Annotated in this window: 19 protein-coding genes; 18 read left to right on the top strand and 1 reads right to left on the bottom strand. The window is 71.2% G+C overall.

Going from position 1 to position 23,135, the window contains the following annotated elements; genetic code table 11:
- Window positions 1-143 precede the first annotated feature (143 nt).
- The 17 genes from ASF78_RS06855 to ASF78_RS06775 all read left to right on the top strand — a co-directional run bounded on the left by ASF78_RS06855 (window position 144) and on the right by ASF78_RS06775 (window position 19,894).
- Complete coding sequence (locus ASF78_RS06855) at window positions 144-1,409, top strand: geranylgeranyl reductase family protein (protein ID WP_056588285.1); 1,266 nt, start codon at window positions 144-146, stop codon at window positions 1,407-1,409.
- A gap of 32 nt (window positions 1,410-1,441) precedes the next feature.
- On the top strand, window positions 1,442-1,804 hold the full coding sequence (locus ASF78_RS06850) for an NADH-quinone oxidoreductase subunit A (RefSeq protein ID WP_056585958.1): 363 nt from the start codon (window positions 1,442-1,444) through the stop codon (window positions 1,802-1,804).
- A gap of 27 nt (window positions 1,805-1,831) precedes the next feature.
- Window positions 1,832-2,383, top strand: coding sequence for an NADH-quinone oxidoreductase subunit B family protein (locus tag ASF78_RS06845; RefSeq protein ID WP_056585957.1), 552 nt, complete (start codon window positions 1,832-1,834; stop codon window positions 2,381-2,383).
- Window positions 2,380-3,168 carry an NADH-quinone oxidoreductase subunit C gene (locus ASF78_RS06840; RefSeq protein ID WP_056585954.1) on the top strand — a complete coding sequence of 263 codons (789 nt, stop codon included), beginning with the start codon at window positions 2,380-2,382 and terminating at the stop codon, window positions 3,166-3,168. Before ASF78_RS06845 ends, ASF78_RS06840 begins: the two co-directional genes overlap by 4 nt.
- Window positions 3,165-4,514, top strand: coding sequence for an NADH-quinone oxidoreductase subunit D (locus ASF78_RS06835; RefSeq protein WP_056585951.1), 1,350 nt, complete (start codon window positions 3,165-3,167; stop codon window positions 4,512-4,514). Before ASF78_RS06840 ends, ASF78_RS06835 begins: the two co-directional genes overlap by 4 nt.
- Window positions 4,511-5,359, top strand: coding sequence for an NADH-quinone oxidoreductase subunit NuoE (gene nuoE, locus ASF78_RS06830; RefSeq protein ID WP_056585948.1), 849 nt, complete (start codon window positions 4,511-4,513; stop codon window positions 5,357-5,359). The genes ASF78_RS06835 and nuoE overlap by 4 nt, the downstream gene beginning before the upstream one ends.
- Window positions 5,359-6,690 (top strand): NADH-quinone oxidoreductase subunit NuoF, encoded by a 1,332-nt coding sequence (gene nuoF, locus ASF78_RS06825; protein ID WP_056585943.1) that lies wholly within the window; start codon window positions 5,359-5,361, stop codon window positions 6,688-6,690. The genes nuoE and nuoF overlap by 1 nt, the downstream gene beginning before the upstream one ends.
- The gene (locus ASF78_RS06820) at window positions 6,687-9,266 is read left to right on the top strand and encodes an NADH-quinone oxidoreductase subunit G (RefSeq protein ID WP_056585942.1); all 2,580 of its coding nucleotides are present in this window, start codon (window positions 6,687-6,689) and stop codon (window positions 9,264-9,266) included. Before nuoF ends, ASF78_RS06820 begins: the two co-directional genes overlap by 4 nt.
- On the top strand, window positions 9,263-10,618 hold the full coding sequence (gene nuoH / locus ASF78_RS06815; protein ID WP_056585941.1) for an NADH-quinone oxidoreductase subunit NuoH: 1,356 nt from the start codon (window positions 9,263-9,265) through the stop codon (window positions 10,616-10,618). The genes ASF78_RS06820 and nuoH overlap by 4 nt, the downstream gene beginning before the upstream one ends.
- Window positions 10,611-11,468, top strand: a complete 858-nt coding sequence (gene nuoI / locus ASF78_RS06810; RefSeq protein WP_056585940.1) for an NADH-quinone oxidoreductase subunit NuoI — start codon at window positions 10,611-10,613, stop codon at window positions 11,466-11,468. The genes nuoH and nuoI overlap by 8 nt, the downstream gene beginning before the upstream one ends.
- Window positions 11,465-12,397, top strand: a complete 933-nt coding sequence (locus tag ASF78_RS06805; protein WP_056585939.1) for an NADH-quinone oxidoreductase subunit J — start codon at window positions 11,465-11,467, stop codon at window positions 12,395-12,397. Before nuoI ends, ASF78_RS06805 begins: the two co-directional genes overlap by 4 nt.
- Window positions 12,394-12,693, top strand: coding sequence for an NADH-quinone oxidoreductase subunit NuoK (nuoK, locus tag ASF78_RS06800; RefSeq protein ID WP_055912062.1), 300 nt, complete (start codon window positions 12,394-12,396; stop codon window positions 12,691-12,693). Before ASF78_RS06805 ends, nuoK begins: the two co-directional genes overlap by 4 nt.
- A gap of 52 nt (window positions 12,694-12,745) precedes the next feature.
- Entirely contained in the window at window positions 12,746-14,701 is a 1,956-nt protein-coding gene (gene nuoL, locus ASF78_RS06795) for an NADH-quinone oxidoreductase subunit L (RefSeq protein ID WP_056585937.1), read from the top strand.
- Between the two features lie 15 nt (window positions 14,702-14,716).
- Entirely contained in the window at window positions 14,717-16,249 is a 1,533-nt protein-coding gene (locus ASF78_RS06790) for an NADH-quinone oxidoreductase subunit M (RefSeq protein ID WP_056585935.1), read from the top strand.
- Window positions 16,249-17,937, top strand: coding sequence for an NADH-quinone oxidoreductase subunit NuoN (nuoN, locus tag ASF78_RS06785; RefSeq protein WP_056585933.1), 1,689 nt, complete (start codon window positions 16,249-16,251; stop codon window positions 17,935-17,937). Before ASF78_RS06790 ends, nuoN begins: the two co-directional genes overlap by 1 nt.
- Before the next feature lie 62 nt (window positions 17,938-17,999).
- Entirely contained in the window at window positions 18,000-19,007 is a 1,008-nt protein-coding gene (locus ASF78_RS06780; protein WP_056585927.1) for a polyprenyl synthetase family protein, read from the top strand.
- Window positions 19,008-19,174: 167 nt separating this feature from the next.
- On the top strand, window positions 19,175-19,894 hold the full coding sequence (locus ASF78_RS06775; protein ID WP_235518421.1) for a PP2C family serine/threonine-protein phosphatase: 720 nt from the start codon (window positions 19,175-19,177) through the stop codon (window positions 19,892-19,894).
- Here the strand turns inward: ASF78_RS06775 and rarD are convergent.
- A complete protein-coding gene (rarD, locus tag ASF78_RS06770; protein ID WP_056585926.1) occupies window positions 19,881-20,837 on the bottom strand; it encodes an EamA family transporter RarD in 957 nt (318 codons plus the stop codon). The genes ASF78_RS06775 and rarD overlap by 14 nt on opposite strands.
- A 305-nt stretch (window positions 20,838-21,142) precedes the next feature.
- Between rarD and ASF78_RS06765 the strand changes: the two genes are divergently transcribed.
- Window positions 21,143-22,942 carry a carbohydrate-binding module family 20 domain-containing protein gene (locus ASF78_RS06765; RefSeq protein ID WP_056588277.1) on the top strand — a complete coding sequence of 600 codons (1,800 nt, stop codon included), beginning with the start codon at window positions 21,143-21,145 and terminating at the stop codon, window positions 22,940-22,942.
- Window positions 22,943-23,135 lie beyond the last annotated feature (193 nt).

Below are 23,135 nucleotides of genomic sequence, written 5' to 3'. Positions count from 1 at the left end.
TCCGTCGTGCCGTCGTCCGGGTGATCACGCCACGTCCCGGACACGCTGCCCCGAGGTTAGGAATGCCTTCGCAGACAGCCCATGTGGCGCTGGTTACACTCGCCGGGAGCAGTACGTGAACAACGTCACAAGTGGGGTCAGTGGTGGTGGGAGCTACGCACGATGACGCGGATGTCATCGTCGTCGGCGCAGGCCCGGCTGGGTCTGCCGCCGCGTTCCACTGCGCCTCCGCGGGCCTGGACGTGCTGCTCCTGGAGAAGTCGGAGTTCCCCCGGGACAAGGTCTGCGGGGACGGCCTGACGCCACGCGCGGTCGCCGAGCTGGTGCGCATGGGGCTCCCCATCCGGGAGCAGGACGGCTGGATCCGCAACGTCGGTCTGCGGGTGATCGGGGGCGGTCACCGCCTTGAGCTCGCCTGGCCCGAGCTGTCCAGCTACCCGTCGTACGGGCTGGCGAGGTCGCGGATGTCGCTGGACCACACGCTCGCGGACCACGCACGGGCCGCGGGCGCCAAGCTGCAGGAACGCACCACCGTGACGGGACCGGTGCGCGACGAGCGCTCGGGCCGCGTGGTGGGTGTCCAGGCCAAGGTCGACGGGGACGTCGCCACGTACCGCGCACCCGTCGTCATCGCGGCCGACGGGGTCTCCGCCCGGCTCGCCACGGGGATGGGTCTGGAGAAGCGGATGGACCGCCCCATGGGCGTCGCGGTCCGCACCTACTTCCAGACCCCGCGGCACGACGACCCGTGGATGGAGAGCCACCTCGAGCTCCGCGACGACGACGGCAACCTGATGCCCGGGTACGGCTGGATCTTCTCCCTGGGCGACGGGACCGCGAACGTCGGGCTCGGCTCGGTGGCCTCGACGGCGGCGCCGACGAAGGTCGACTACAAGAAGCTGTTCGCCACCTGGATGCGCCACGTGCCCGCCGAGTGGGAGTTCACCCCCGACAACCAGGTGGGGCCCGTCAAGGGTGCCGCGCTGCCGATGGGCTTCAACCGCGGCCCGCTCTACGGCAACGGCCTCCTGCTCGCGGGCGACTCCGCCGGCATGATCAGCCCGTTCAACGGTGAGGGCATCGCGTACGGGCTGCAGGCGGGACGCGTCGCCGCCGACGCGATCGCCCAGGGGCTCGCGCGCGGGACCGCGGCCGGCCGCGAGCGGGCGTTCGGCACCTACGAGCGCCGCATGAAGGACGACCTGGGCGGGTACTACACGCTCGGCCGGGTGTTCGTGCGGCTCATCGAGCACCCCGAGGTCATGCGGGTGTGCACGCGCTACGGGCTGCCCCGGCCGCTCGTGATGAAGTTCGTCCTCAAGCTCCTGTCCGACTGCTACGAGCCGAAGGGCGGTGACCTGGTCGACCGGGTCATCGCCGGCCTGGCCCGGATCGCCCCCGCAGCATGACCCCCGACCACAACGAAGTGGAGTGACGCGCGATGGACAACCCGTACGTCCCGCTGCTCTTCCTCATGGGCATCGCCGCCGTCCTCGCCCTCGGCGGTGTCGGCTCGAGCGTGATCCTGGGACCCAAGCGGTACAACCGCGCCAAGCTCGAGGCGTACGAGTGCGGCATCGAGCCCACGCCGCACGCCATCGGCGGCGGCCGGTTCCCGATCAAGTACTACCTGGTCGCGATGACCTTCATCATCTTCGACATCGAGGTGGTGTTCCTCTACCCGTGGGCCGTCAGCTTCACGGAGCTGGCCCTGTTCGGTCTCGTGGCGATGATCGCGTTCCTGGTGCTCATCACCGTCCCGTTCGTCTACGAGTGGAAGCGCGGCGGGTTCGAGTGGGACTGACGCCGGCCCTTCCGCAGGAGGTTTGAGATGGGCATCGAAGAGGCACCCTCGGGGTTCCTGCTGACGACGGTCGAGGACATCGTCGGCTACTTCCGCAAGGGGTCGCTGTGGCCCGTGACGTTCGGCCTGGCCTGCTGCGCCATCGAGATGATGGCCGCGGGCGCCCCCCGGTACGACCTCTCCCGGTTCGGCATGGAGGTGTTCCGCGCGTCGCCGCGCCAGGCGGACCTCATGATCGTCGCGGGCCGCGTGAGCCAGAAGATGGCGCCGGTCGTGCGTCAGGTCTACGACCAGATGTCCGAGCCCAAGTGGGTCCTGTCCATGGGCGTCTGCGCCAGCTCCGGCGGCATGTTCAACAACTACGCGATCGTGCAGGGCGTCGACCACATCGTGCCGGTCGACATCTACCTGCCCGGCTGCCCGCCGCGTCCCGAGATGCTGATCAACGCGATCCTCGCGCTGCACGAGCAGATCCAGAACGAGCCGCTGGGCGCCAACCGCGCGGCCGCGGCCGCGGCGGCGGAGGCTGCCGCACTGGCCGCGACGCCGACGTCGCAGATGACGGGGCTGCTGAAGTGACGGACGAGAAGGCCGACGCCGCCGCGGCAGCGAAGCCGGGCGACGCCACGACGGCCGCGCAGCCCACCACCCAGGCCGCGCTCGAGGCGGGATCGCAGAACGTCCCGGCCGAGGGGCGCGCGCAGATCGAGGTCGTCGACGTCCGGCGCGGCATGTTCGGCGCCAGCGGCTCGGGGGACACCTCCGGGTACGGCGGGCTGGTCACCGCGATCGCGCTGCCGGGTCCGAGCGAGCGACCGTACGGCGGCTGGTTCGACGAGGCCGTGGACATCCTCACGGAGGTCCTCGACGAGTCCGGGACCACCTACGCGGCGGCCGTCGAGTCCGTCGTCGTCGACCGCGAGGAGCTCACGCTGCACGTCGCGCGCGAGCACCTCGTCGAGGTCGCGCAGGTGCTCCGGGACGACCAGGACCTGCGGTTCGAGCTCAGCCTCGGCGTCTCGGGCGTGCACTACCCGCACGACGCCGGCCGTGAGCTGCACGCCGTGTACCACCTGGTCTCGGTGACCCACTCGCGCCGCCTGCGGCTCGAGGTCGCGGTCCCCGACGCCGACCCCCATCTGCCGTCGACGGTCTCGGTCTACCCGACCAACGACTGGCACGAGCGCGAGACGTACGACTTCTTCGGGATGATCTTCGACGGTCACCCCGCACTGGCGCGTATCGAGATGCCCGACGACTGGCCGGGCCACCCGCAGCGCAAGGACTACCCGCTCGGCGGCATCCCGGTCGAGTACAAGGGCGCCACCATCCCGCCCCCGGACCAGCGGAGGTCGTACCGATGACCACCCAGACCCCCCGCGCCACGCCGCGCGTCGTGGACGCGGACACCGAGGGTGTCCCGTCCTTCGAGGCGTCCGGCGGCGACTGGTCCGACATCGCCGAGGAGGCCGCCCGCCTCGGCGAGGAGCGGATCGTCGTCAACATGGGCCCGCAGCACCCGTCGACCCACGGTGTGCTCCGCCTCATGCTCGAGATCGACGGCGAGACGGTGACCGAGGCCCGCGCGGGCATCGGCTACCTGCACACCGGCATCGAGAAGAACATGGAGTTCCGCACCTGGACCCAGGGCGTGACGTTCTGCACGCGCATGGACTACGTGGCGCCGCTGTTCCAGGAGGCCGCGTACTGCCTCGCGGTCGAGAAGCTGCTGGGCATCACGGACGACGTCCCCGAGCGTGCGACCGTCATCCGGGTGCTGATGATGGAGCTCAACCGGATCACCTCGCACCTCGTCTGCCTGGCCACCGGCGGCAACGAGCTGGGCGCGACGACGATCATGACCGTGGGCTTCACCGCCCGCGAGGAGATCCTCAAGATCTTCGAGCTGATCTCCGGCCTGCGCATGAACCACGCCTACATCCGGCCGGGCGGTGTGGCGCAGGACATCCCACCGGGTGCGATCGACACCATCCGCGAGTCGCTGGTGCTCGTCCGGCACTACTTCAAGCAGCTCGAAGACCTCATGATGGCCAACCCGATCCTGCACCTGCGCCTCAAGGACGTCGGCTACCTGGGTCTGTCCGGCTGCATGGCGCTGGGCGTCACGGGACCGGTGCTCCGGTCGGCCGGCCTGCCGTACGACGTGCGCAAGGCCAACCCGTACTGCGGCTACGAGACGTACGACTTCGAGGTCCCCGTCGCGCAGACCGCGGACTCGTGGGGGCGCCTCGTGCTCCGCGTCGAGGAGTGCTACCAGTCGATGCGGATCGTCGAGCAGACCCTGGACCGCCTCCAGAAGATGGGCCCCGGCCCGGTCATGGTCGAGGACAAGAAGGTGGCCTGGCCTGCGCAGATGGCCATCGGCTCGGACGGCATGGGCAACTCCCTCGACCACATCCGGGAGATCATGGGCACCTCGATGGAGGCCCTGATCCACCACTTCAAGCTGGTCACCGAGGGCTTCCGCGTGCCGGCCGGTCAGGTGTTCCAGACGGTCGAGCACCCCCGCGGCGAGCTGGGCGTGCATCTCGTGTCCGACGGCGGGACGCGGCCGTACCGCGCGCACTTCCGGGACCCGTCGTTCAACAACCTGCAGGCCACGTCGATCATGTGCGAGGGCGGGCAGGTGGCCGACGTCGTCGTCGCCGTCGCGTCCCTCGACCCGGTGCTGGGAGGGGTGGACCGATGAGCGTCGAGACTGGCCGGATCGCCGGCCAAAGACACAGCACGTCGTACGACGCCGAGACGCACGCGCGCCTGACCGCGGACTCCGACGTGATCGTCGCCCGCTACCCGCAGGCGCGCTCGGCCCTCCTGCCGATGCTGCACCTGGTGCAGTCCGAGGACGGCTACGTCAGCCCGCGCGGGATCGCGTTCTGCGCGGCCCACCTGGGCCTGTCCACCGCTGAGGTGTCCGCGGTCGCGACGTTCTACACGCAGTACAAGCGCCACCCGAACGGCACGTACACCGTCGGCGTCTGCACCAACACGCTCTGCGCGATCATGGGCGGCGACGCCATCTGGGAGGACCTCTCGGACCACCTGGGCGTGGGGCACGACGAGACCACCGACGACGGGGTCATCACCCTGGAGCGCGTCGAGTGCAACGCGGCCTGCGACTACGCACCGGTCGTGATGGTCAACTGGGAGTTCTTCGACAACCAGACGCCCGACAGCGCCCGGCAGCTCGCCGACGACCTGACCGCGGGGAAGCCTGTCGTCCCGACGCGCGGCGCGGACAGCGTCTGCTCGTTCAAGGAGATGTCCCGCGTGCTCGCAGGCTTCGACGACGGGCGGGCCGACGAGGGTGCCGGTGCCGGGGTGCCGACGCTGCGTGGCGTCGAGCTGGCCCGGGCCGAGGGCTGGACCGCACCGGACTTCCCCGACGCGACGGTCTCGGCCGGTGCGGGCGCCACGGCGCCGAAGGTCGGTGGCGAGCAGTCGAGCGCCGAGCGGCCGGCCACCACGCCGGCCGACGTCTCGCCCGCGGCGGAGAAGAAGAAGCAGTCCACCGACGACGCGAAGGAGTCGTGATGGCGACGACCCTCACCCCCGTCCTCACGGACACGTGGGATGCCGAACGCTCCTGGTCGCTGGCGACGTACGAGCAGGCGGGCGGCTACCGCGGCCTGCGTCGTGCCCTGGGCATGCAGGCCGCCGACGTCGTCACCATGGTCAAGGACTCGGGCCTGCGCGGCCGCGGGGGAGCGGGCTTCCCGACGGGCATGAAGTGGGGCTTCCTGCCCGCGCCCGACGGCGGACCGCGCTACCTCGTCGTCAACGCCGACGAGTCCGAGCCGGGGACCTGCAAGGACATCCCGCTCATGATGGCCAGCCCGCAGCACCTGATCGAGGGCATGATCATCACGAGCTACGCGATCGGCTGCCACCACGCGTTCCTCTACGTGCGCGGCGAGGTCCTGCACGTCTACCGCCGCCTGCTGAAGTCGATCGAGGAGGCGCGCGCGGCGGGCTACCTCGGGACCGACATCCTGGGCTCCGGCTTCGACCTGGAGATCACGCTGCACGCCGGTGCGGGCGCCTACATCTGCGGCGAGGAGACGGCGCTGCTGGACTCGCTGGAGGGCCTGCGCGGCCAGCCGCGGCTCAAGCCGCCGTTCCCCGCCGTCGCCGGGCTGTACGCGCGGCCGACCGTGGTGAACAACGTCGAGTCCATCGCGTCTGTGCCGGGCATCGTGCTCGGCGGCTCCGACTGGTTCCGGTCGATGGGCACCGAGAAGTCGACGGGGCACGGGCTGTTCTCCCTGTCCGGTCACGTGACGCGGCCGGGACAGTACGAGGCGCCCCTGGGCATCACGCTGCGCGAGCTGCTGGAGATGGCCGGCGGCATCCGGGAGGGCCACGAGCTGAAGTTCTGGACGCCCGGCGGCTCGTCGACACCGATCTTCACGGCCGAGCACCTCGACGTCCCGCTCGACTACGAGTCGGTCGGCGAGGCGGGGTCGATGCTCGGGACGCGTGCGCTGCAGATCTTCGACGAGACCACCTCGGTGGTGCGCGCGGTGACGCGGTGGACCGAGTTCTACAAGCACGAGTCCTGCGGCAAGTGCACCCCGTGCCGCGAGGGCACGTACTGGCTGACGCAGGTGCTGCAGCGGATCGAGGCCGGGCAGGGCACGCTCGCGGACATCGACCTGCTGCTCGACCTGTGCGACAACATCCTCGGGAAGGCGTTCTGCGCACTCGGTGACGGCGCCACCAGCCCGATCACCTCGGCCGTGCAGTATTTCCGCGACGAGTTCGTGGCGGGGACGCACACCCCGGCGGACGTGCTGTTCCCGCCGGAGCAGAGCTCGCTGTTCTCCTACACGCCGAAGCACGAGCTCGCTGGGGTGCACGCATGACGATCCTGTCCTCCGGGCCGACGACCTCCCTGGTCCCCGCCGCCCCGGTCGCCGCCGTCGAGCCTGCGGGCGAGACGGTCACGTTCACCGTCGACGGCATCGAGACCGCGGTGCCCAAGGGCACCCTGGTCATCCGCGCCGCGGAGCAGCTCGGCATCCAGATCCCGCGCTTCTGCGACCACCCCCTGCTCGCCCCGGCGGGTGCCTGCCGCCAGTGCCTGGTCGAGGTCTGGGCACCGGGTCGCGACGGCGCCCTGGCCAAGATGCCCAAGCCCCAGGCCAGCTGCACCCTCGAGGCCACGCCGGGCATGCAGGTCAAGACGCAGCACACGTCGGCGGAGGCCGACAAGGCCCAGCACGGCGTCATGGAGCTGCTGCTCATCAACCACCCGCTCGACTGCCCGGTCTGCGACAAGGGCGGCGAGTGCCCCCTGCAGAACCAGGCGATGAGCAACGGCCGCGCCAGCACGCGGTTCGTCGACGTCAAGCGCACGTTCCCCAAGCCGATCGCGATCTCGACGCAGATCCTGCTCGACCGGGAGCGCTGCATCCTGTGCCAGCGCTGCACGCGGTTCTCCGAGGAGATCGCGGGCGACGTGTTCATCGACCTGCAGAAGCGCGGAGCGAACCAGCAGATCGGCACGTTCGACACGTCCGTGCTCGGCTTCGTCGGCGAGGCGCCGCTGGGTGCCGCCGCCGAGGACACCTCCGGTCGTCCGTTCGCGTCGTACTTCTCCGGCAACACCGTGCAGATCTGCCCGGTCGGAGCGCTGACCAGCGCCGCATACCGGTTCCGGTCGCGGCCCTTCGACCTGGTCTCCACACCCGGCATCGCCGAGCACGACTCGCAGGGGTCGGCCATCCGCATCGACCACCGCCGCGGCGTCGTCCTGCGCCGGCTGGCGGGCGAGGACCCGACGGTCAACCAGGAGTGGATCACCGACAAGGACCGCTTCGCGTTCACGTGGCAGTCCGCGCCGGACCGCATCACGACGCCGCTGGTCCGCAACGCCGACGGCGAGCTCGAGCCGGCCAGCTGGGTCGAGGCGCTCGACGTCGCCGCGGCCGGTCTGCAGGCCGCGCAGCAGCCGACCGACCCCCGCGAGACCGCGTCGGGTGTCGCCATGCTGCCCGGTGGTCGCCTCACGCTGGAGGACGCCTACGCGTACGGGAAGTTCGCCCGGGTCGCACTCGGCACCAACGACGTCGACGGCCGGGCCCGCCCCCACTCGGAGGAGGAGGAGACGTTCCTCGGCCACCACGTCGCCGGCCGCACGCTGGAGGTCACGTTCGCGGACCTCGACCGTGCACCTGCGGTGCTGCTCGTCGGCCTCGAGGCGGAGGAGGAGGCGGGGATCGCGTTCCTGCGCCTGCGCGACTCGGTCATCTCCCGCAAGCTGCGGGTGCTGTCCGTCGCCCCGCTGGCCAGCCGTGGCCTCGAGCGGCTGTCGGGCACGCTGCTGCCGGCGGCGCCCGGGACCGAGGCGGAGATCCTCGACGGCATCGGCACCGACCCGTCCCTGCGGGAGACGGCCGAGCTGCTCGGTTCCGCGGGCGCGATCGTACTGGTCGGTGAGCGCCTGGCAGGTGTGCCCGGCGGCTTCTCCGCCGCTGTCCGGCTCGCGCAGCGCACCGGGGCCCGGCTCGCCTGGGTCCCGCGCCGGGTGGGCGAGCGTTCCGCGGTCGAGGCCGGCCTGCTGCCCTCGCTGCTCCCGGGCGGTCGTCCGGTGGCGGACTCCGCGGCCCGGGTCGACCTGGCGGTCACCTGGGGGGTGGAGCACCTGCCGGCGGAGCCGGGGCGCGCCACCGCGCAGATCCTCGCCGCCGCGCGTGCGGGTCAGCTCGGCGCGCTCGTCGTCGGCGGCCTCGAGCTCGCGGACCTGCCCGACCCGGCCATCGCCCGCGAGGCGCTCGACCGGGTCCCGTTCGTCGTCTCGCTCGAGGTCCGGCACTCGGAGGTGACCGACCGCGCGGACGTCGTCCTCCCGGTCGCGCCGCCCACCGAGAAGTCCGGCACCTTCGTGACCTGGGAGGGTCGTCCTCGCCCCTTCCCGCAGGCACTGACCTCGCACGCGATGGCCGACCACCGCGTGCTCGACCGCCTGGCCGACGCCCTCGGGGTGGAGCTGGGGCTGCAGTCGCTCGCCGCCGTGCACGCCGAGCTCGACCAGCTGGGCGGCTGGGACGGCGCCCGCGTCGGTGCGCCCGACGTGACGGCGGCCGAGCCGCCCGCGGTGCCCCCGGGGTCGGCCGTGCTGGCTACCTGGCACCAGCTGCTCGACGCAGGCCGGCTGCAGTCCGGGGAACAGTTCCTCGCCGGGACGGCCAAGCGACCCGTCGCGCGCATCTCCGCCGGCACGGCCGCGGCGGTCGGGGTGCAGGACGGCGGCTCCCTGACCGTGTCGACCGACGCGGGAACGCTCACGCTGCCCGCCGTGCTCACCGAGATGCCGGACCACGTGGTCTGGCTGCCGACGAACGCCGCGGGTGCGGGTGTCCGCGACGCGCTGCACGCCGACGCAGGCGCCGTCGTGCGCCTCGCGGCCGGTCCGCGAGACCTGGAGGCCCGCGCATGAGGATCCTCAGCGAGGCGGTCGCGCCGGTGACGGCCGACTTCAGCAACGACACGTGGTGGATCTGGCTGATCAAGGCCGTCGCCATCGTCGTGTTCCTGCTGACGAGCGTGCTCATCGCCATCTGGTTCGAGCGCAAGGTCGTCGCCCGCATGCAGGTGCGGCCCGGCCCGAACGTGCACGGCCCCTTCGGCCTGCTCCAGTCGCTCGCCGACGCCATGAAGCTCCTGGTCAAGGAGGACATGACGGTCAAGGCCGCGGACAAGCTGGTCTACATCGTCGCGCCGATGATCGCGGTGTTCTGCTCGCTGCTCACGTTCGCGGTCATCCCGTTCGGTCCGAACGTCAGCATGTTCGGGGTGAACACCCCGATCCAGCTCACCGACTTCCCGGTCGCGGTCCTCTACATCCTCGCCTGCGCATCCGTGGGCGTGTACGGGATCGTGCTCGGCGGCTGGTCCTCCGGGTCCACGTACCCGCTGCTCGGGGCCGTGCGCTCGACCGCCCAGGTCATCTCCTACGAGCTGGCGATGGGCCTGTCCCTGGTGAGCGTCTTCATCCTGGCCGGCTCGATGTCGACGTCGCAGATCGTCACGTCGCAGACCGCGGTGTGGTGGTTCCTGCCGCTGCTGCCGGCGTTCGTCATCTACATCATCTCGATGGTCGGGGAGACCAACCGCCTGCCGTTCGACCTCCCTGAGGCCGAGGGCGAGCTGGTGTCGGGGTACATGACCGAGTACTCCTCGATGAAGTTCGCGTGGTTCTTCCTCGCCGAGTACATCAACATGCTCAACGTCTCGGCCGTCGCCACCACGCTGTTCCTCGGCGGGTGGCGTGCCCCGTGGCCGATCTCCGCGATCAACGACGGCATGTTCAACGAGGGCTGGTGGCCGGTCCTGTGGTTCCTGGCCAAGCTCTGGGCGCTCATGTTCGTCTTCGTGTGGATCCGCGGGTCCGTCCTGAGGTTCCGGTACGACCAGTTCATGAAGATCGGCTGGAAGGTGCTCATCCCGGCCGCGCTCATCTGGGTGGTCGCGGTCGGCGTGGTCCAGGGCGTGCGGCAGTTCTCCGGTCTGGAGCTGCGCACGGTGCTGTTCGTCCTCGCCGGCATCGTGGTCGTCGGGCTCGTGATCTCGTTCCTGATCCCGGAGAAGAAGCAGCCGCCCGCGCCGAAGCGACCGCCCGGTCCGCAGGTGTACGACCCGTACGCCGGTGGCTACCCCGTGCCTCCGCTGCCCGGGCAGGTGCTCCCGCCGTCACCACGCAAGCAGCGCGCGAGAGAGGCCGCGGACGCTGCTACCGACACTCAGACCACGACGACCCCCCAGGTCACCCAGGAGGTGCACGGTGGCTGACCAGCGCAAGCCCGACCCGTCCGGCAAGGGCGTGCCCGCACGCAAGCCCGCGCCCGCGCGCAAGCCCGCGCCCGCGCGCAAGGCTGCCCCGCCGGCGAAGGGCAAGGCGGTCGCACCGCGCAAGCCCGCCGGCGAGGTCGCCGCGGCCGAGCCCGAGGGCTACACGTCGCTCATCGAGCCGCGCGGCGCCGTCTCCGACTTCCTCGCTCCCGTCGGCGGGTTCGGCGTCACGCTGTCGAACATGTTCCGACCGACCGTGACCGAGCAGTACCCGTCGGAGAAGGTGCCGGCCAAGCCCCGGTACCACGGGCGCCACCAGCTCAACCGGTACGCGGACGGCCTGGAGAAGTGCATCGGCTGCGAGCTGTGCGCCTGGGCGTGCCCCGCGGACGCGATCTACGTCGAGGGCGCCGACAACACCCCCGACAACCAGCGCTCGCCGGGGGAGCGGTACGGCAGCGTCTACCAGATCAACTACCTGCGCTGCATCTTCTGCGGCCTGTGCATCGAGGCGTGCCCGACCCGCGCGCTGACGATGACCAACGAGTACGAGCTGGCCGGTCCGACGCGCGCCGGGATGATCTGGGAGAAGGAGGACCTGCTCGCCCCGCTGCGCAGCGGGATGCTCCAGGCACCGCACCCGATGGTCGAGGGCACGACGGACACCGACTACTACCGGGGCGAGGTCACGGGCTCCACCCCCGCGCAGGTCGCGTGGGTCACGGAGCACCGGCCCGACGACCCGACGCTGCCCGGCGGCGCCGGTCTGGACGCGGCCAACGTGCCCGGTCCGACGGCGGCCGTGATGGCGGCGACGGTTGCTGGGGCGACGAAGCAGGGCACCCGATGAGCGGGCTCGCCACCACCCTGCTCGAGACGGGGGAGACGACCACCGCCGAGGCGGTGCTGTTCTGGACGCTCGGGCCGATCATGGTGCTCTCCGCGCTGGGGCTGCTGTTCGTCAAGAAGGCCGTGCACGCCGCGCTCGCCGTGATCGTGGTGATGATCTCGCTGGCGTTCCTCTACGTCGCGCAGGACGCGGTGTTCCTCGGGGTCGTCCAGGTGGTCGTCTACACCGGCGCGGTGATGATGCTCTTCCTGTTCGTCCTCATGCTCGTCGGCGTCGACAGCTCGGACTCCCTGGTGGAGACCATCCGCGGGCAGCGCTGGATCGGCCTGCTGGCGGGGATCGGTCTCGGGGCGGTGCTCGTCGGCGTCGTCGGCCGCGCGACCTACGGCAAGCCGTACGGGCTGAGCGGCGAGGCGGTGGACAACAACCCGACCGGGGTCGCGCACATCATCTTCGGCCAGTACGTGTTCGCGTTCGAGGTCGTCGGCGCCCTGCTCGTCACCGCGGCGCTCGGGGCGCTGGTCCTGACGCACCGGCAGCGGCTCACGCCGCGGGTCGGCCAGAAGGAGCGGGCCGACGCCCGCGTCGCCGCCGGTGCGACCCTGACGCCGCTGCCGGCACCGGGTGTGTACGCGCGGCACAACGCCATGGACGTCCCCGCCCTCGGGCCGGACGGGCAGCCGCTCGAGGCGTCCGTCCCGCGCGTGCTGCGCGTGCGCGGGCAGGAGGCCGACGCGGAGGAGTTCGCGGCGCGGACCGAGCGGGTCCTCGCCGGCGTGTCCCAGGTGCGCGGCAACCCGCCGCCCCAGGCCGCGCCCGAGGGTGCCGCGGTGAACGCCCCCGAGCTGGGTGCCGCGGTGAGCGACACCGGCCAGGACGGCCCGTCGACCGGCGCCACCGGCGTCGTCGGACAGGAGGACGCCACGTGAGCCTCACCCACTACCTGGTCCTCTCGACGATCCTCTTCTCGATCGGCGCGACGACCGTCCTGCTGCGCAGGAACGCGATCATCGTGTTCATGGGCGTCGAGCTCATGCTCAACGCCACGAACCTCATGCTCGTGACGTTCGCCCGGATCCACGGCGACCTGACGGGTCAGGTGCTCGCGTTCTTCGTGATGGTCGTCGCCGCCGCCGAGGTCGTCGTCGGGCTCGCGATCATCGTGGCGATCTTCCGCACCCGGCGCTCGGCCTCGGTCGACGACATCAACCTGTTGAAGAGCTGAGGGCGGCGACGTGCACACCCTGACAACTCTGGCTGCGAGCCTGCCGTCCGGCATGTACACAGACAGCTTTTCCCCTGCCTCTGAGACCGTGCGCGCCGGTGTCCTGCTCGTCGCGCCGCTGCTGGTCGGACTGCCCCTGCTCAGCGCCGCGGTGCTGCTGCTGGCCGGCCGGCGCTCGGACAAGTGGGGACACTGGCTCGGCGTGCTCGCGTCGGCCGCCTCGTTCGTGGTGGCCGCGATCGTGTTCGTCGCGATGCTCCAGCGGTCTGCGGAGTCGCGTGTCATCGACGTGTCGCTCGGCACCTGGATCGACGCAGGCGCGTTCCAGCTGGACGCCGGCATGCGGCTCGACCCGCTGTCGATGACGTTCGTCCTGCTGGTGACGTTCGTCGGCACGCTCATCCACGTCTACGCCGTGGCGTACATGGACCACGACGTCGACCGGCGGCGGTTCTTCGCGTACCTGAACCTGTTCGTCGCGGCGATGCTCATCCTCGTGCTGGCCGACAGCTACCTGCTGCTGTTCGTCGGCTGGGAGGGTGTCGGTCTGGCGTCGTACCTGCTCATCGGGTTCTGGAACTACAACACCGAGTACGCGGTCGCCGCGAAGAAGGCGTTCGTCGCCAACCGCATCGGTGACCTCGGCCTGATCATCGCCCTCGGGATCATGTTCGCGACCTTCGGTGCCGTGGACTTCGGCACCGTGCTCAGCGGTGCGGACGGCAGCGCCAGCGAGGGGACGCTCACCGCGATCGGGCTCATGCTCCTGCTGGCCGCGTGCGGCAAGTCGGCGCAGTTCCCGCTGCAGTCCTGGCTCGGCGACGCGATGGCGGGTCCGACCCCGGTCTCCGCGCTCATCCACGCCGCCACCATGGTCACCGCCGGCGTCTACCTGATCGTGCGGTCCGCGCCGCTGTTCGACGCGGCACCGACGGCCCAGCTCGTCGTCGTCATCGTCGGTGCGATCACCCTGCTGTTCGGGGCGATCGTCGGTTGCGCCAAGGACGACATCAAGAAGGCGCTGGCCGCCTCGACGATGTCGCAGATCGGCTACATGATCCTGGCCGCAGGCCTGGGACCGGTCGGGTACGCGTTCGCGATCTTCCACCTGATCACGCACGGCTTCTTCAAGGCCGGCATGTTCCTCGGTGCAGGGTCGGTCATGCACGGCATGGACGACCAGGTGAACATGCGCCGGTTCGGCGGGCTCGCGCGGTACATGACGATCACGTGGCTGACGTTCATGGCCGGCTGGCTGGCCATCATCGGCATCCCGCCGTTCTCCGGGTTCTTCAGCAAGGACAAGATCATCGAGGCCGCGTTCGTCCCGGTCGACGGGGCGCCGTGGCGGGCCTGGGTGTTCGGCAGCATCACGATGCTGGCCGCCGGGATCACGGCGTTCTACATGTCGCGCCTGTTCTTCATGACCTTCGAGGGGGAGCGCCGCTGGTCCACCAAGCGCGACGGCTCGGCGCAGCACCCCCACGAGTCCCCGAAGCTCATGACGTGGCCGATGATCGTCCTGGCCGTCGGCTCGGTCGGGCTCGGCTTCTTCCTCAACTCGGGAGGCCGGTTCGTGGAGTGGCTGGAGCCGGTGCTCGGGCACTCCGAGCATCATGAGCCGGTGCTGCCCATCTGGGTGCTGACGGTCCTCACGCTCGCGCTCGTGCTGCTCGGTGTGGTCATCGCCTGGCGCCGGTACGCGGTCTCGCAGGTCCCCGTCGTGCCGCCGGTGGGCACCGCGCTCACCCGGGCCGCCCGCGTGGACCTCTACCAGGACTCGGTCAACGACATCGCCCTGGTGGAGCCCGGTCAGGCGCTCACGCGCTCGCTCGTGTACGCCGACCGGACCGTGATCGACGGCACCGTCACCGGAGTCGGGTTGTCCACGGTCCTGCTGGGCGGCTGGGTACGGCGTCTGCAGACCGGGTTCGTCCGGTCCTACGCCGCCTCGATGCTGCTCGGGCTGGTCGTCCTCATCGTCGTCGTCCTGCTCGTGCAGAGCTGAAGGAGCACCTGAGCGATGTCGTCCTCCTTCCCCTGGCTGACCGCCCTCATCGTCCTGCCCCTGCTGGGCGCGGCGGTGCTGTGGGTGGTCCCTGCCGGACGCGCCCGAGCCGTCGCGCTCGGCGTCTCGCTGCTCGAGCTGCTGCTCGGCATCGCCGCGCTCGCGGCGTTCGACGTCGCCGAGGCCGGTTCCGTCCAGCTCCTCGAGGTGCACGGCTGGATCCCCGCGTTCGGGGTGTCCTACGCAGTCGGTGTCGACGGTGTCGGCCTGATCCTCGTGCTCATGTCCGTGCTGATCGTGCCGCTGGTGGTGCTGGCCGCCTGGCGTGAGCAGGGCAGCCTCACCGTGGCCACCGACCAGCTGCGCCGGTACCTCGCGCTCGTGCTGCTCCTCGAGGCGTTCATCGTGGCCGTGTTCGCGGCCCGGGACGTGTTCTTCTTCTACGTCCTGTTCGAGGCGATGCTCATCCCGGTGTACTTCATGATCGGCCTGTTCGGCGGCGCCCAGCGTCGCTACGCGGCCGTGAAGTTCCTGCTCTACTCGCTGACCGGCGGCCTGATCATGCTGGTCGCCGTGATCGCCCTGTACCTGCAGGGGCCGGGCGGACCGCAGGGCTTCCTCACGGAGAACCTCACGGGCCTGACGCTGGACCCGACCGCCGAGAAGCTCATGTTCTGCGCGTTCTTCCTGGCCTTCGCGATCAAGGCGCCGATGTTCCCGGTGCACACGTGGCTCCCGGACGCGGCACAGCAGGCGCCCGCGGGGACGTCGACGCTGCTGGTCGGCGTGCTGGACAAGGTCGGCACGTTCGGGATGCTCACGCTCTGCCTGCCGCTGTTCCCTAACGCGTCCCGCTGGGCGGCGCCGGTGGTCATCGTGCTCGCCGTGATCTCGATCCTCTACGGGGCGCTGCTCGCGATCGGCCAGAAGGACCTGATGCGGCTCATCGCCTACACGTCGGTGTCGCACTTCGGGTTCATCGTGCTGGGCATCTTCGCGTTCACGTCGACGTCGGTCGCGGGCTCGTCGTTCTACATGGTCAACCACGGGCTCTCCACGGCCGCGCTGTTCCTGATCGCCGGGTTCCTGATCGCCCGGCGCGGGTCGCAGCAGATCGCCGACTTCGGCGGGCTGCAGAAGATCGTGCCCGTGCTCGCGGGGACGTTCCTGGTCGCGGGCCTGTCGGCGCTGTCCCTGCCCGGCCTGTCCACGTTCATCAGCGAGTTCCTTGTGATCGTCGGAACGTTCGCCCGTCATCCGGCCGCCGCGGTCGTCTCGAGCCTGGGCGTGGTCCTCGCGGCGATCTACGTGCTCTGGACGTACCAGCGCATGTTCACCGGTCCCGAGCGCCCCGAGCTGGCCGGCATGGTCGACGCGGGGACGCGGGAGCGGTGGGTCGTCGCGCCGCTGCTCGCCCTGATGGTCGTCTTCGGGTTCGTCCCCGGTCCCGCGCTCGACCTGGTCCGCCCGCCCGCGAGCGTCACGCTCGAGCAGGTCGGAGTCCAGGACGTGCCCGCCACCGCAGCCACTGAGGAAGGGAGCGACTGATGACCGAGTTCGTCGCACCGACGGTCGACTGGGCCGCGCTGAGCCCGGTCGTCATCGTGCTGCTCGCCGCCGTCGTCGGGGTGCTCGTCGAGGCGTTCGTGCCCGCCCGGGCCCGCCGGACCGTGCAGCTGACCCTCGCCGTCGCCGCGCTCGCCGGCGCCGTCATCGCGGTCGCCGCGCTGTGGAGCGGGGTCGAGGAGACCGGCGGCACCGTCGTGCTCGGCGGTTCCCTGCTGGTCGACGGGCCCACGCTCGTCCTGCAGGCCACCATCGCGCTGCTCGCGCTGGTCTCGCTGCTGATCATCGCGGACCGCACGGAGACGGGGGAGGACGCGTTCGCGCCCAACGCCGCCGCCGTGCCGGGCTCCGACTACGAGGAGCTCGCACGCCGCAAGGGGGTGCAGCAGACGGAGATCTACCCGCTGGTGCTCTTCGCCACGGGCGGCATGCTGATCTTCCCCGCCACGGGTGACCTGCTGACGCTCTTCGTCGCGCTCGAGGTGCTCTCCCTGCCGCTCTACCTGCTCACGGGCATGGCCCGCCGCCGTCGCCTGCTCTCGCAGGAGGCGTCGATGAAGTACTTCCTGCTCGGCGCGTTCTCCTCGGCACTGCTGCTCTTCGGGATCGCCCTGGTCTACGGCTACTCGGGGTCGCTGCGGTTCTCGGAGATCTCGGAGGCCACGCAGGTCCCGGGCGGCCTGGACAGCCTGCTGCTGGTCGGCTCGGTGCTGATCCTGTCCGGCCTGCTGTTCAAGGTCGGCGCGGTGCCCTTCCACACGTGGACCCCCGACGTCTACCAGGGCGCCCCGACCCCGATCACCGGGTTCATGGCGGCGTGCACGAAGGCGGCGGCGTTCGGGGCGCTGCTCCGGATCGTCTACACGATGCTGCCCGGGCTCGCGTGGGACCTCGGTGTCCTGCTGTGGACCGTCGCCATCCTGACGATGGTCGTCGGCACGGTCGCGGCGCTGGTCCAGACGGACATGAAGCGTGTCCTGGGGTACTCCTCGATCGCGCACGCCGGATTCATCCTGACCGGCATCATCGCGCTGAACGAGGCCGGCATCGTCGCGGTGCTGTTCTACCTGCTCGTCTACGGGGCAGCGACGGTGGGCGCGTTCGGCATCGTGTGGCTGGTGCGGGAGCGCGCGGGAGGTGCGGACAGCCCCATCCTGGGAGAGGCGACGCACCTGTCGCAGTGGGCCGGTCTCGGCCGGACGAACCCGCTGCTCGCCCTGACCTTCGGGCTGTTCCTGCTCTCGTTCGCGGGCATCCCGCTGACCGCGGGCTTCGCTGGGAAGTTCTCCGTGTTCTCGGCCGCGGTCGAGGGTGGCGCGTGGCCGCTGGCGCTCATCGGTGTCCTGGCCTCGTCCGTGGCGGTGTTCTTCTACGTGCGGATCATCGTGCTGATGTTCTTCACGGAGCCCGCCGGCGCCCAGGACGAGGGCGCGGCACCGTCGTCCCTGGCCCCGTCCGCGGAGGGTTTCGCCCTCGGCGGGGACTCGACGGTCGCCGTGGAGGCGGAACCGGTCGTGCAGGCGCGCTCGACCGTGTCGACGACGGTGGTCGGGACCGAGGGGTTCGCCGTCGTCGCGATCGCCGTGTGCGCGCTCGTGACGATCGTGCTCGGGGTGTTCCCGTCCCCGGTGCTCGACCTCATCGCCTCGGTGGCGACGTTCCTGGCATGACGCTGTGACGCCGTGACGTCGTCCTGTCCGGCGGGATCGCTGCGCCGGGATAGGTTCTAGCCGTGACTTCGTCGACGGCCTTCCCGCTGGCCGACCCAGACCTGGCCGACCGGCTGGCCGCGCGGCTCGCGCTGGTCGAGGAGCGTCTGCGCGACGCCGTGACCAACGTGGACCCGCTGGCCGACGACGCGTCGCGGCACCTGGTCAACGCGGGCGGCAAGCGGCTGCGCCCGCTGCTGACCCTGCTCGCCGCCGAGCTGGGCGACGGGTCTCGTCGCGAGGTCGTCGACGCCGCGGTCGTCGTCGAGCTGACCCACCTGGCCACGCTGTACCACGACGACGTCATGGACTCCGCGCCGCTGCGCCGTGGGGCGCCCGCGGCGCACGAGGTCTGGGGCAACTCCGTCGCGATCCTCACCGGTGACCTGCTGTTCGCGCGGGCGTCGGCGACGGTCGCGGGCCTCGGGCCGGACGCGGTCCGGATCCAGGCGGCCACCTTCGAGCGGCTGTGCCTGGGCCAGCTGCACGAGACGGTCGGCCCCCGCCCCGAGGACGACCGGGTGGCCCACTACCTGCAGGTGCTCGCCGACAAGACGGCGTCGCTCATCGCGACGTCGGCCCGGTTCGGCGCGATGTTCGCGGGCTGCCGGCCCGACGTCGTCGCCACCGTGACGGGGTTCGGGGAGAAGATCGGCGTCGCGTTCCAGCTGGCCGACGACGTCATCGACCTCACCTCGGACGGCGACGTGACGGGCAAGACCCCCGGCACCGACCTGCGGGAGCGCGTGCCGACGATGCCGGCCCTCCTGCTGCGGGCCCGTGCCGCGCAGGAAGGTGCGTCCGACGAGGACCGCCGGCTGGTCGCCCTGCTCGACGGGGACCTGTCGGGCGACGACGACCTGGCCGCCGCGGTCGCCGCGCTGCGGGTGCACCCCGTGGTGGCGGACACGCGCGCACGGGCTGTGGCGCTCGCCCAGGCGGCGGTTCGCGAGCTCGACCCGCTCCCCGCGGGGCCGGTCAAGGACGCGCTCGTCTCGTTCGCCGACGCCCTCGTGGACCGCGCCGCCTGACCGTCGGCACACCTGGTCGTACCGCAGGTCACGCGGTACTCGCACCACGACGTGCGGCCGTCCGGAGTGGCTATGCTGACCGTCGACTCACGTCGGGCGGCCCACGCCTGATGCACCCGAAGGACGCCGATGACGCACCGGAGCCCCACGCGATGACCGACTCCCGCGTGAGCCTCCGTGTCGGCGTCGCGACGGAGCGTGCCCAGCGCACGCGCAACGAGGACAGCGTCTCCGTCTCCGACGGCGTCTACCTCGTCGCGGACGGCATGGGCGGCCACGAGGCGGGCGAGGTGGCCAGCCGGACGGCCATCGACTCCCTGCGAGGGCTGGGTGCGGGGACCCCGACGCCGACGGACGTCCGGTCGTACGTCCGGGCGGCGCACGCCGCGGTCCGGGACCTCCCGTCGCTCACCGGTCGCCGGCCGGGCACCACGGTGACGGGCGTCGTCGTGACGACGCACGGCGAGACGCCGTGCTGGCTGGTGCTGAACGTGGGCGACTCGCGGACCTACCGGATGGCGGGCGGTGTGCTGGAGCAGGTGACGCGGGACCACTCGGAGGTCGCGGAGCTGGTCGAGCGTGGCCTGGTCCGGGCCGCGGACGCGCAGCACCACCCGCGCCGGAACGTGGTGACGCGGGTGCTCGGCGGTGGTGCGTCGGACGTGGAGCCGGATGTGTGGCTCCTCCCGGTGAGCCCGGGGGACCGCATGCTGGTGTGCTCGGACGGGCTGACGGACGAGCTGTCGGACGCGCGCATCCAGGCCGAGCTGCGCGCCGAGGACGAGGCGCAGGCGGCGGCGGACCGCCTGGTCGCGGCCGCGCTCGCCGCGGGCGGGCACGACAACGTGACGGCGATCGTCCTGGACGCGACGCTCAGCGCTCGCTGACCGCGGACGCGCGCCGGCTGAGCCGCTGCGCCCTGCTGGTGCGGATGCCGTCGACGGTGAGGATGCCCAGCGCGGTCCACACCAGCGCGAAGCCCCACCAGCGCGCGGCGGGCATCTGCTCGTGCAGCACCAGGACGCCGATGAGCAGCTGGAGCGTGGGGGCGATGTACTGGAGCAGCCCGAGCATGGACAGGGGCAGCCGCCGCGCGGCGGAGTTGAAGAGCAGCAGCGGGATGGCGGTCACCACGCCCGACGACGCGAGGATCAGCGCGTGCGCGGCGCCCTCCGTCTCGAACGTCCCCTGACCGACGAGGCTCATCCAGACCAGGTACCCGAGTGCGACGGGGGCGAGGACGAGGGTCTCGACGGCGAGCCCGGGCACGGCCCCGACGGTGCGACCGACACGGTTCTTGATGAGCCCGTAGAACCCGAAGGTGAGCGCGAGCACCAGCGCGATCCAGGGCAGCTGCCCGTAGCCGGCGGTGATGACGACGACGGCGGCGGCACCGAAGCCGAGGGCCACCCACTGCACGGGGCGCAGCCGCTCGCGCAGCACGACCACGGCGAGCGTGACGGTGACGAGCGGGTTGATGTAGTAACCGAGGGCGGCGTCGACGACGCGGTCGGTGAGGATGCCGAACACGAAGACGAGCCAGTTGACCGCCAGGAGCACCGCGGCGACCGCCAGGACCCCGAGCGTGCGGCGGTTGCGCAGTGCGGTGACGAACGCGCCCCAGGTCCGTGTGGCGGCGAGCAGGACGAGGCAGAACAGCAGCGACCAGACGACGCGGTGCGCGATGATCTCGACCGCACCGGCCGGCTGCAGCAGCGGGAAGTACAGCGGGAGCACGCCCCACAGGACGTAGGCGCCGACGCCCGTCGCGAGGCCGAGCGGGTCCAGGGGTGCGGAGACCGGGCGGGCGGCGGTGGGGGAGTCGGGCACCCGACGAGCCTAAGGTTCCCGGTTGACGACGCGTGACACCTCCCCTAGTGTCCGGTTGCAGCAACTTTCACCGGCGTTTCAGGGTCTGTTACACCCTCCTGGAGCGCTCGTGCAGCGCGCCCTCCGCCGGGGATCCCGGCGGTCGGCACACCTCCTCCCGGGGTCGGCCCGCCGGCCCCACCGCGTTGCCGCGTGCCGGCACCCTCCCGGTGCGCGTCGTGCGGATGCAGGCCGGTCGTCGCGACGATGCGACGACCGCGAGCGGCCCGACGACGTCGTCGGCCCCACCTCGAGGAGTGCACCACGTGACGACCCCAGCCACCCACCCCCGCCGAGCCGCGCTCGGCGCCCTGCTCGCCGCGGTCCTGTCCCTGGCGGGCCTGACCGCCGCCGGACTCACGACCGCGCAGACCGCCACCGCCGCGCCCGCCACGATGCGCCCCGCCGCCAACCTCTTCCAGTGGACGTGGAACTCGATCGCGCAGGAGTGCACCACCCAGCTCGGACCCGCCGGGTACGGCTACGTCCAGACCTCCCCGCCCAACGAGCACGTCGTGCTCGCCGGCCAGTGGTGGACCTCGTACCAGCCCGTCAGCTACAAGATCGCGTCCAAGCTGGGCACCCGCGCCGAGTACAAGGCGATGATCGACACCTGCCGCGCCGCAGGTGTCTCGGTCATCACCGATGTCGTCGTCAACCACATGTCGGGTCAGACCAGCGCGGGCACCGGCTGGGCGGGAACGGCGTACTCCGAGGAGCGCTACCCCGGACCCGAGGGCGGCTACGGCCCGCAGGACTTCCACAGCTGCAAGACCAACATCAGCAACTACAACGACCGGTACCAGGTGCAGAACTGCCGCCTGGTCGGGCTGCAGGACCTCGACACGGGCAGCGACTACGTGCGCTCGGAGATCGCGGCCTACCTCAACGACCTCATCTCGCTGGGCGTCCGCGGGTTCCGCGTCGACGCGTCCAAGCACATCGCCGCGGGTGACCTGGAGGCCATCCGGGGCAAGCTGACCGACCAGAGCGTCTACATCGAGCACGAGGTGATCGCGGGCGGCGGCGAGCCGATCCAGCCCGCCGAGTACTTCGGCTCCGGCGACTCCAACGAGTTCAACTACTCCCGGAACCTCAAGTCGGTGTTCCAGAGCGGGAACCTCTCCTCGCTCGGCGGCCTCAAGGACCAGTCCTGGCTGCTGCCGACGGGCAGGGCGGCGGTGTTCGTCGACAACCACGACACCGAGCGCAACGGCGAGACCCTGAGCTACAAGAACGGCTCCGACTACCGCCTGGCCAACGTGTTCGCGCTCAGCTACCCGTACGGCTGGCCGACGGTGTACTCCGGCTACGCGTTCAGCAACCACGACGCCGGGGCGCCGCAGCAGGGCAACGGCAAGGTGAACGACGCCGTCTGCGGGCAGGGCACCTGGACGTGCGCGCACCGCTGGAACGAGACCGCGCACATGGTCGGCTTCCGCAACGCCGTCGGCACCGCGGCCCTGACCAACGTCTGGAGCGACGGCGGGCGGCTGGCGTACGGGCGCGGGTCGCTCGGGTACGTGGCGATCAACCGCAACGGCTCCGCCCTGCAGCGCACCTTCCAGACGTCGCTGCCGGCCGGTCGCTACTGCGACGTGATCAGCGGGGCTACCACCAGCGGCGGTTGCTCCGGCACCACGGTCACCGTGGCGTCGGGCGGCTCCGCGACGTTCACGGTCCCCGCCAACGGGTCGGTGGCCGTGCACGTCGGCCAGCTCGCGGGTGGGACGGGCACTCCCACACCGACACCGACACCGACGCCGACGGGCGCCTCGCAGATCTCGTTCGGCGTCACCGCGACGACGTCGTGGGGCCAGAACGTCTTCGTCGTGGGTGACCGGGCGGAGCTGGGCAGCTGGAACCCGGCGAGCGCGATCGCGCTCTCGTCGGCCACGTACCCGGTCTGGCGGACGAGCGTGACGCTGCCCGCCGGGACGGTCGTCCAGTACAAGTACGTGCGCAAGGAGTCGAACGGTGCGGTGACCTGGGAGACCGGGTCCAACCGCACCGCGACGGTGCCGGCCAGCGGGGTCCTCACCCTGACCGACACCTGGCGCGGCTAGGAGGTTCTTGCATGAGCACGGTGCCGTCCGAACCGGGGCGGGCGGCACCGGGACCCCGCGAACGGGGGTGGCGTCGAGCGCGTGGAGGTGTGCGGCGCCACCCCTCCCGCCGTCTCACGGGTGTCCAGATGCTGGCGCGCAAGCAAGGGTCGCCTCACCACCGGTCCTACACTGGCCCTGAGCACAGTCCTGC

This window comes from Cellulomonas sp. Leaf334 (genome assembly GCF_001424195.1).
GTDB lineage: Bacteria > Actinomycetota > Actinomycetes > Actinomycetales > Cellulomonadaceae > Cellulomonas.
Note: the sequence above shows the minus strand (reverse complement) of the source record. Positions and strands in the feature narration are given on the sequence as shown.

What these genes read in the sequence shown, in the direction of transcription:
- ASF78_RS06850 (WP_056585958.1), top strand. Translation starts at nt 1,442, where the DNA reads ATGGACAACCCGTACGTCCCGCTGCTCTTCCTCATGGGCATCGCCGCC.
- ASF78_RS06845 (WP_056585957.1), top strand. Translation starts at nt 1,832, where the DNA reads ATGGGCATCGAAGAGGCACCCTCGGGGTTCCTGCTGACGACGGTCGAG.
- ASF78_RS06835 (WP_056585951.1), top strand. Translation starts at nt 3,165, where the DNA reads ATGACCACCCAGACCCCCCGCGCCACGCCGCGCGTCGTGGACGCGGAC.
- nuoE (WP_056585948.1), top strand. Translation starts at nt 4,511, where the DNA reads ATGAGCGTCGAGACTGGCCGGATCGCCGGCCAAAGACACAGCACGTCG.
- nuoF (WP_056585943.1), top strand. Translation starts at nt 5,359, where the DNA reads ATGGCGACGACCCTCACCCCCGTCCTCACGGACACGTGGGATGCCGAA.
- ASF78_RS06820 (WP_056585942.1), top strand. Translation starts at nt 6,687, where the DNA reads ATGACGATCCTGTCCTCCGGGCCGACGACCTCCCTGGTCCCCGCCGCC.
- nuoH (WP_056585941.1), top strand. Translation starts at nt 9,263, where the DNA reads ATGAGGATCCTCAGCGAGGCGGTCGCGCCGGTGACGGCCGACTTCAGC.
- ASF78_RS06805 (WP_056585939.1), top strand. Translation starts at nt 11,465, where the DNA reads ATGAGCGGGCTCGCCACCACCCTGCTCGAGACGGGGGAGACGACCACC.
- nuoL (WP_056585937.1), top strand. Translation starts at nt 12,746, where the DNA reads ATGTACACAGACAGCTTTTCCCCTGCCTCTGAGACCGTGCGCGCCGGT.
- ASF78_RS06790 (WP_056585935.1), top strand. Translation starts at nt 14,717, where the DNA reads ATGTCGTCCTCCTTCCCCTGGCTGACCGCCCTCATCGTCCTGCCCCTG.
- nuoN (WP_056585933.1), top strand. Translation starts at nt 16,249, where the DNA reads ATGACCGAGTTCGTCGCACCGACGGTCGACTGGGCCGCGCTGAGCCCG.